This is a genomic window from Nocardiopsis lucentensis DSM 44048, from assembly GCF_000341125.1.
Classification (GTDB): domain Bacteria; phylum Actinomycetota; class Actinomycetes; order Streptosporangiales; family Streptosporangiaceae; genus Nocardiopsis; species Nocardiopsis lucentensis.
The window spans coordinates 1-7,607 of record NZ_ANBC01000710.1; the positions used below are offsets into that span (position 1 = coordinate 1).

A 7,607-nucleotide genomic window follows, 5' to 3' on the forward strand; every position below is an offset into this window, starting at 1 on the left:
GGACTGCAACGTTCGAAACGTGCTCGTCGACGGGACCGACATCACCCTGGTCGACTTCGACGACCTGACCCTGGCCCCGTTCGGCTACGACCTCGCCAAGCTCCTGGTGAGTGCGGCCATGACCTACGGCCCGCTCACGCACTCCCTCTACACGCGGGTGCTCGACTCCTACCGCCACTCCGGCGAGAGCGCGGGAGGCCCAGAGAGCACCTGCTCCTGGAGCGACCTCGGCGACTGGATGGAGATCCACGGACTGTTCACCGCTCGCTATGTCGGTCGCAACGGCTACCGGTACCCGTGGCCGGAGGTTCGACCTTGACACCCAGCACATTCGACCATCCAGGAAGGCATCGGAAATGAAGGCCGATCTGCTGGAGCAACTCCACCACCCGGACCCCATCGGGGTCGACCTGGCCTTGTTCCGCACGAGGATGTACCGGTTCAGCGAGGACCGGCGCCAGTACGTGCTGGCGGAGGTACTGGAGGAACGCTTCATCGAGGGGCGGGTTCCGCGGAGAGCCACCCAGCGGTACGTCACCGCCTGCCTGAACAGCATTCGGAGCACCGGGGCCCCTCCTGCCTTCGAACCCGACATCCCCATCACGGAGGGGATCGACGTCGACGCCGAGCTCCGCGCCAGACGTCCCTTCGTTCGCTCGGGAACGGAGGCTCCGGTCAGGCCACAGCAGGTCGTCTGTGTCCTCGGAGCACCGCGCTCGGGCACCAGTCACCTGTACAACCTGCTGGCCCGACGAGGCCGGTTCGCGTACTTCACCACCGTGACGTGCTGGGCCTGGCCGGTACGAAATCTCGGGGTTCCGCAGAGGCGCCTGTTCGAGTCGATGCCCGGCGACGTCCTGCTCGTCGACAACAAGTCCACACGGATCATCCCGGGGCTGGTCATGCCCTACGAAGCCGAGGACGTCTACGCCAGGGCCCTACCGACCTATCGGCACCTCGCGGGCCACACCTACGAGATTCTTCCCGCCGAGCTCGGTGATGAGCGGCTGCTCAGGGACGCGATCAGCGCCCACACCCGTGTGTTCGGCAGGCCGAGATTCCTCACCAAGTCGCCCTTCAACGCGTTCAGGGTCCACCAGTTTGAACAGCTCTTCGGGCCGATCATCCGCTACATCCACATCGAACGCCCCCGGGCACAGGTCGCGGAGTCACTGGCCCGCAACCGTTTCGCGTTCCGACACGATGGTCGAGAGCTGACCGGTGAGGAAGCATATGACCTGTTCAGCTCAGCGATTCTCGCCAACGTTCCCCGGGAGCGATACCGGTCGGTGACGTTGGAGAGTCTTCGGATGGCACCGGAGCAGGTTGTCGCCGAACTCCTGGCCTGGATCGACAGCGAACCTGACAAGGAGTGAACGTGAACAAGATCGTCAAGCAGAGCACCCGATCCCTCCTGTTCGACAGTCAGCGGCGCTTGGTCCTCATCAAGCGCACCAAGCCCGGTCAGGATCCCTACTGGGTCGCCGTCGGCGGTGGGGTGGAGCCTGAGGACAGCAGCGTAGAGGCCGCCCTTCACCGTGAGGTCCTGGAGGAACTCGGCGGGCGGATCGATCGGGTTCACCAGGTCTTCCTCGTCACCGACGAGCTTGAGCACGGCATTGGCCTTCAGCACGTTTTCGCGGCTCGGCTGACCTCTATGGACCTGGCCGCGCGCAACGGGCCCGAGTTCGTCGAGCCCGGGCGCGGTACCTACGAGGTAGTCGCCATCCCCGCTACGCAGGAGGCGCTCTCCACTCTCCGCCTGCTCCCATCGCAGTTGGCCGAGTTCGCTCGAGCGAACATCCACGGCTTGGTGGAACTCGTGGACCAGGAGGACAGGACGGGTGAGAGAGGCAAAGAGCCGTGACCGTGAGGAGCCGGCTGGTCCTCAGAGACGACGGATCCGCGCGACGTGTCGGTGGACGGACTGGCCACTGTGCGCGGATTCTTCTCTGAGAACCGGTCGGATGTCTTCCGAATGCTGTCAACTGACGAGCACGCCGCGAGGGTCCCCGCTGCGCAGCTCTCCGGCCTCGACCCCGAGCTTGAAGGCATCCCACTCGGCCTTCGTGTAGACGAGCACGGGGGAGTTCGGGGCGCCGGTGTCGGTGAGGGTGAAGCCGCCGTCGGGGAGGAATCCGAGGCTCAGGCGTCCGAAGTCGGTGGTGCCGCGCGCGACCCGGTCGAGGAAGTACTCCCAGTCGTCGTTGGGGACGGTGAGCGTGGGGCCCGTGGGGTTCTTCGTGTCACCGATCTCGATCACGCCCGCGCGCGGGGTCCGGACCTGGACGCACGTCGCCCCTGTACTGCTGAAGCTGGACTTGGTCCATCTCATCGGGTGCCCTCCAGAATCGCCGTGATGACTTCGGCTGACTGTACCGGGGAGAGCGCGGCGGACTGGATGTGGTCGTAGGTCGCCTTGTAGATGGCCAGTTCGGTCACTCCTTCGACGTAGGTGTTCATGCCTCGGCTGTCGATGTAGACCACGGGAGGTAGGTGGTTCCCGGCGTCGAGGATCGCGAAGGCGCCGTCCAGTCCAGCGTGCGCACCGGCGGACTCAGGGACGACCTGGATGTTGACGTTGGGCTTCTGTCCCATCGTGAGCAGGTGGCGAAGCTGATCGTCGCGGATCTCCTGGCTGCCGAGGACGCGTCGGAGCGCGTACTCCTCGACGATCGACCACAGCTGCAGAGGGTCCGTTGCTCGGTGCAACGTCTGTTGGCGTTCCAAGCGGAGTTGTACGAGGTGGTCTACCTGGTCGGGAAGCAGCAACGGGTTGGCGGAGATCAGGGCGCGGGCGTACTCGGGGGTCTGGAGGAGCCCGGGGATCAGGTAGGGATGCCAGTCCTTGATACCGACCGCGATCTCCTCGAGTCCCAGGTACCTCTCGAAGTTCTTGCCGGGCAGCTCCTGCTCGAACGTGGTGGTGCGGTTGCGGCGTGGTCGTCGGGACTGGGCTCCGAGTTCGATCAGGGTGGGGCGGACGTCGTCGCTGACGTTGAGGACCTGGAAGAACAGGTGGAGGTCGGCCTTGGAGACCGCGGCCTGCCCTCGTTCGATCTTCGACAGTTTGGCCGCCCCGAACCCCATCTGCTTGGCGACCTCGGCCCCACTCAGTCCGGCCTCGTCCCTGAGCTGCTGGAGCGCCTTGCCGAGCAGTAGGCGGCTGGCGATGGGGCCGTGCTGCTCTTGGGGCATGGGGCGGTCCCTCCTGCGGGTCATGTGACACTCCGTCCTCCCCCCAGTATCCCTCTGTCCCGTCTCCTCGCGGACATGTTCAGAAGATCTCTTGGAAATTTCCAAAAGGCTATTGCGAGGAAACTTCCTCTGACGCATCATCGATGTCAGCGCTCAGTGCCTCCGGTGTCACGTTCGGTGCTTCCGGGGCGTGCGCGCCGGTCCGGGGGAGCGCGATGTGGTCACGCGCGTTCCCGCGTTCTTGCGACTGAGGAGATCCAGCCATGAGCCACTCCAACGCACCAGCCCCAGATCAGCCGCCCGATGGGTGCCTCATCCCTCGGCCGCGGTGCGGTCAGAACGAGGATCGCCGAGCTGTGGCGGGACTGCCGATGCGCGTGAGAAGCGGACGTCCGGGGGTGGCTGCCGCGTACTTCGACGGGACCCCGGAGCAGGTCGGCCGGATCCGAACCTGGTGCGCGGGGGCCACCGGGTTGGACGAGACGGAGACCGCCCCGGTCGAGTTGGTGATCAGCGAGCTCGTCACCAACTCCGTCCTGCATTCGGCCTCGGGCGGCCGGTGCGGGCGGGTCAAGGTCACCGTGGAGGTCATGCCCGGCCAGATCGTCCTGGTCTCCGTGACCGACGACGGTCCCCGGGCTCTGCGCCCGATCACCGTGCCCACCCTGGCTGACCATGTGGACGACGCGGAGGAATGCGGACGTGGGCTGCGCCTGGTGGCGGCGCTGGCGGAGAAGTGGTGGTGGACCGGTTTCCGTGGCGGTCAGCTGACCGTGTGGGCGCTGATCGACCCCCACCGCGACCTGGACGCCTGAACGCCGCCAAGTACGTGCCGCCACGACGGGAAGCGCAGCCCGATCAGGGCCAATGACACCCGCCTCAGCGGCAGACGCGAAGATGCCCCGATCGGTGTTGGAGCACCGAGCCGGGGCGTGATCAACCACCTGAATGCAGCAGGAGGATGACCGTGCAACACACTACCGGCCGCCACCGCAGGCGGCATCGAACCCTCGCGGGACAGCTCTGGGCCCTCGCCGCAGCGGCCCTGGCGACTGCCCTGGCCTTCGTGTTCGTCCCCGACCCGCCGAGGCGCGAACCGGTCGCGATCACCCCGCCGCCCGAACCGCCCCGAATCCCGGCGCCGCGCACCAGCACGAGCAGCGCGCAGGAGCTGGCAGCCCCGGACGTGAACGACCTCGACGAGATCGGCGGTGCGCTCGTCCGTCCCTACATGCTCCCCAGGCCACAGGTCCCCCGGCCCCGACTCCCTGAGGGCGACCTCCTGGCAGCGCCGACGGAACGGGCACCCGACGACCTGGGTGACCTGGCAGCCGTCATCCGCACCTACCTCAACACCGTCGGCTGAGGGGGCAGACTATGAACGCAACCGTTCTCGCACCACCTGTCCGCGCCGTGACCTGGTGGGACCACCGCGTCTACACCGCGAACCTCGCTCAGGTGGGCCTGGTGCGCCGTGACCTGGCGGCTGACCTGACGGGGTTCGACTCCGACCTGGTGGACACCATGCAGCTGTGCGCGGCCGAGCTGGCCGCCAACGCCGTCAAGTACGCGCCGGATGGATCGGAGTTCCTCCGCGCCCTGGCAATGCCGACCCCGGCCACGCTGTGGCTGGCGATCGTCGACGAAGGCGGTGGGATCAGCCTGCCGCGCATCCCGACCGATCGCACCGTCGAGGACTGGGACATGGCCGAGGGGCAGCGCGGCCTGGCGCTGGTCGACATCCTCGCCGAGGAATGGGGCTACTACCCGGTGGGACCGGGCGGCCCTGAACTCGGTATCGGGGTGTGGGCGACCTTCAACGTCGCCTCCGACCAGGCCCCGGACGGGCTGGGGAGGTTTGTCCTCGCACGCTGATTGGTTGCTTGACCCTGGTAGAGACCGGGCGGTGCCCACGGTGGGTGCCGCCCGATCTCGTGTACTCAGGGAGGTGCCAGACCGTTGCCCCTCCTCCGCATCCAACTGTGTTTTCGCAGGATGCCGAGTTGGACATCCCGGTTCTGTGATCTTGTCCACAACCTTTCGCTGGCGAGCTGTCCGAAACCGCTTGTGGATAGGGCATTCAAAGAGCTACGTTCACCATGATCGCTAAGAGTGATTGGTTAATCACTCAAAGGAGTGCTTCTTGGTGTTGCGCGGATTTGTGCTGCCCGCTCTCGGTCTTGTCCTCATGTCGGGGTGCTCCGTCGAGAGTTCGACGGACGCCGAACCAGTCGTCCAATCCTCAACAACCCCAGTGGAAACGGAACCTTCGGAGGTGACTCCAGAGGACGAAGCCATGGCCGTTTACCTGCGGTTTTGGGGCGCGATCGTGCTGGCTTCGGAGGAGATGGACCCGGACCACCCGGAGTTGGCGGAACACGCCACCGGCCAGGCGCTGGAGTTGGCGCAACAGGGTGTCCAGGGGGTGGCCGATGCGGGCTACGGCATGGAGGGCGAGCCTGTTCCCGCACCCGAGGTGATCTCAGCCGAGCCAACCGACGATCCGACCACGGTGGTGATCAGGGACTGCCAGGGCGCGGGTGACTGGAGGGTCGTCGGGGAGTCCGAACCCCGATCAGACAATGTCCGCATCGATGCCAAGGTCACTCGCGACGTCTTCTCCTGGTGGGTCACCGAGATGCAGGTGTGGGGGGATGACTCGTGCTGAGCCTGGTGCGCCTCCTGGCCGTCGGATCTCTGGCCCACCTGCTGGTCGCCCCACTTCCAGCAGCCCCGTTTCCCACTGACGCGGACTTCAAGGGCAATGTCTCCTGCGAGGCGACCGGCTGCACAGCCTTCGCGGAGTCCCACCAGCAACGCGGCCCGTCCGGTGGTGGTTCGCGATCCGGGAACGGTGGCGCGCTAGCCGAGACCTCCTCCGAACCAGCGTGCGAGGAGGGCGAGGACAAGGCGGTGTGGACCTGTACGGCGTGGGTGGAGCCCGCATCGGGCAGCGAGGAGCCGACCATCAGCCCGCGCGCCGTCGCCGAACAGTCGCGGGCCTCCATGTCGCTTCCTCGGCTGTCGGTCGATGCCTCGCCCGGTTTCGACGCGACGTCGATCGTTCACTTCCCCCTCTGGCTCTGGGTGGACGGCGCCCAGTGGGAACCGGTCAGCGCGACGGCGTCGGTCTCGTCCGGTTCGGTGACGGTGACCGCCACGCCGGACACCGTCCGGTGGGACATGGGAGACGGCACGGTCGTCGAATGCGACGGCCCTGGCACCGTCTTCTCCGCCAGCTTCGATGACGCCGGAGCCCCCTCGCCCGACTGCGGCCACACCTACACCCGCGCCTCCACCGGCCAACCGCACGGACGGTTCCCCGTCACCGCCACCCTCACGTGGACCGTGGAGTGGACGACCACCACCGGCGGCGGAGGATCCCTGGACCCGTTGACGACCAGCGCGTCCAGAGGCGTCCGGGTGCGCGAGGTCCACGCTCTGGTGACCGGCGGCTGAGAACCCCACGGACGGAGAAAACGTGACGACGACGGTGAACGAACCCCACACAACCGGTCGAGTCAGAGGGAAATCACGCCTGACCCCGGTGCGCCGCCGGGGGTGGAAGCGGCCCTTCGCCGGGATCGCGGTCGTGTTCCTGGGTGGAATCGTCGCCGCCTGGGCTGCGGCACACGAGGAGGAGCGCGTCCCCATGCTGGTCACGGCCACCGACATCGCGGCCGGTGACGTACTGACCGACACCGACGTCCGGGTGGTGCACGCCCTGGGCGTGGAGGCCCTGGACCTGGTCCCCGCTGACGGCGTCGTCGGCGCGACGGCGGCGGTACCGGTCCCCGCCGGGACGGTCCTGACCGAACCGATGCTCGCCGACACCACCGACTGGCCCGGCTCCGGGCAGGCCGTGCTGTCGGTCGACGCCCCACCCGGGATGTTCCCGGTCTCCGCGCGTGAGGGCGCTCCGCTGCTGATCGTCGGCGGCGGGAACGGTGACGAGTCCGAGGACGGCGAGCTGCTACCCGCACGCCTGCACTCGGTGGGGGACGAGGGGGAGTTGAGCGGCTCACGGGTCATCGAGCTGCTCGTGGACGTCGGCGACGTCGCGGAGGCGGCCCGGGTCGTGAATGAACCGGGGACGCGCCTGGCGCTGACGCCCGGGCAGTAGGACAACGGATCGACGAGGGGAAACGCATGATCATCGCGGTGTGCTCGTTCTCGGGCGCTCCAGGGGTCACCACCCTGGCGACGGGGTTGGCGGCCTTGTGGCCCGCCGGTCCGCTCACCGTCCCGGTGCTGGTGGAAGCCGATGTCAGCGGGGGCGACCTGACCACCTGGCACCGGATCACCGGTCGCCCGGGGCTGGTCTCGCTGGCGGCGTCCGTGCGCGCCAGCTCGGACCCGGTCGTGGTCCAGGAGGGGGGAACTCGGCGGGTCCTGCTCCGCCACGCCGC

The 7,607-nt window shown here is 67.5% G+C and carries 11 protein-coding genes and 1 pseudogene; 10 read left to right on the plus strand and 2 right to left on the minus strand.

Annotated elements, in window-relative coordinates; translation table 11 throughout:
* The 3 genes from D471_RS0124850 to D471_RS0124860 form a co-directional block, all read left to right on the plus strand.
* On the plus strand, window positions 1-319 hold a 319-nt coding region (locus D471_RS0124850), incomplete at its 5' end, for a phosphotransferase (RefSeq protein WP_017601122.1).
* A 37-nt stretch (window positions 320-356) separates the two neighbouring features.
* Complete coding sequence (locus D471_RS0124855; RefSeq protein ID WP_017601123.1) at window positions 357-1,376, plus strand: sulfotransferase; 1,020 nt, start codon at window positions 357-359, stop codon at window positions 1,374-1,376.
* Between the two features lie 2 nt (window positions 1,377-1,378).
* On the plus strand, window positions 1,379-1,867 hold the full coding sequence (locus tag D471_RS0124860; protein WP_017601124.1) for an NUDIX hydrolase: 489 nt from the start codon (window positions 1,379-1,381) through the stop codon (window positions 1,865-1,867).
* Between the two features lie 117 nt (window positions 1,868-1,984).
* On the opposite strand, the gene D471_RS0124865 is transcribed toward D471_RS0124860, so the two are convergent.
* Window positions 1,985-2,335: a DUF397 domain-containing protein gene (locus D471_RS0124865; protein ID WP_017601125.1), complete on the minus strand. Its 351-nt coding sequence runs from the start codon at window positions 2,333-2,335 to the stop codon at window positions 1,985-1,987.
* Window positions 2,332-3,222, minus strand: coding sequence for a helix-turn-helix domain-containing protein (locus D471_RS0124870; protein WP_241479705.1), 891 nt, complete (start codon window positions 3,220-3,222; stop codon window positions 2,332-2,334). The genes D471_RS0124865 and D471_RS0124870 overlap by 4 nt, the downstream gene beginning before the upstream one ends.
* 374 nt (window positions 3,223-3,596) lie before the next feature.
* On the opposite strand from D471_RS0124870, the gene D471_RS0124875 reads away from it, so the two are divergent.
* The 7 genes and pseudogenes from D471_RS0124875 to D471_RS0124905 all read left to right on the plus strand — a co-directional run.
* Entirely contained in the window at window positions 3,597-4,013 is a 417-nt protein-coding gene (locus D471_RS0124875; protein ID WP_040691145.1) for an ATP-binding protein, read from the plus strand.
* Between the two features lie 152 nt (window positions 4,014-4,165).
* Window positions 4,166-4,564, plus strand: a complete 399-nt coding sequence (locus D471_RS40985) for a hypothetical protein (RefSeq protein ID WP_152486437.1) — start codon at window positions 4,166-4,168, stop codon at window positions 4,562-4,564.
* An 11-nt stretch (window positions 4,565-4,575) separates the two neighbouring features.
* Window positions 4,576-5,073 (plus strand): ATP-binding protein, encoded by a 498-nt coding sequence (locus tag D471_RS0124885; protein WP_026128048.1) that lies wholly within the window; start codon window positions 4,576-4,578, stop codon window positions 5,071-5,073.
* Between the two features lie 421 nt (window positions 5,074-5,494).
* Complete coding sequence (locus D471_RS0124890; RefSeq protein ID WP_017601130.1) at window positions 5,495-5,866, plus strand: hypothetical protein; 372 nt, start codon at window positions 5,495-5,497, stop codon at window positions 5,864-5,866.
* A complete protein-coding gene (locus D471_RS42050) occupies window positions 5,860-6,657 on the plus strand; it encodes a hypothetical protein (protein WP_017601131.1) in 798 nt (265 codons plus the stop codon). The genes D471_RS0124890 and D471_RS42050 overlap by 7 nt, the downstream gene beginning before the upstream one ends.
* A gap of 88 nt (window positions 6,658-6,745) precedes the next feature.
* Entirely contained in the window at window positions 6,746-7,321 is a 576-nt protein-coding gene (locus D471_RS0124900; RefSeq protein ID WP_017601132.1) for an SAF domain-containing protein, read from the plus strand.
* A 26-nt stretch (window positions 7,322-7,347) separates the two neighbouring features.
* Window positions 7,348-7,607: pseudogene (locus D471_RS0124905) on the plus strand (hypothetical protein); the annotation flags it as partial.

Excerpts from the sequence above, each read along its gene's own strand:
- D471_RS0124855 (WP_017601123.1), top strand. The coding sequence starts at position 357 with ATGAAGGCCGATCTGCTGGAGCAACTCCACCACCCGGACCCCATCGGG.
- D471_RS0124865 (WP_017601125.1), bottom strand. The coding sequence starts at position 2,335 with ATGAGATGGACCAAGTCCAGCTTCAGCAGTACAGGGGCGACGTGCGTC.
- D471_RS0124870 (WP_241479705.1), bottom strand. The coding sequence starts at position 3,222 with ATGACCCGCAGGAGGGACCGCCCCATGCCCCAAGAGCAGCACGGCCCC.
- D471_RS0124885 (WP_026128048.1), top strand. The coding sequence starts at position 4,576 with ATGAACGCAACCGTTCTCGCACCACCTGTCCGCGCCGTGACCTGGTGG.
- D471_RS0124890 (WP_017601130.1), top strand. The coding sequence starts at position 5,495 with ATGGCCGTTTACCTGCGGTTTTGGGGCGCGATCGTGCTGGCTTCGGAG.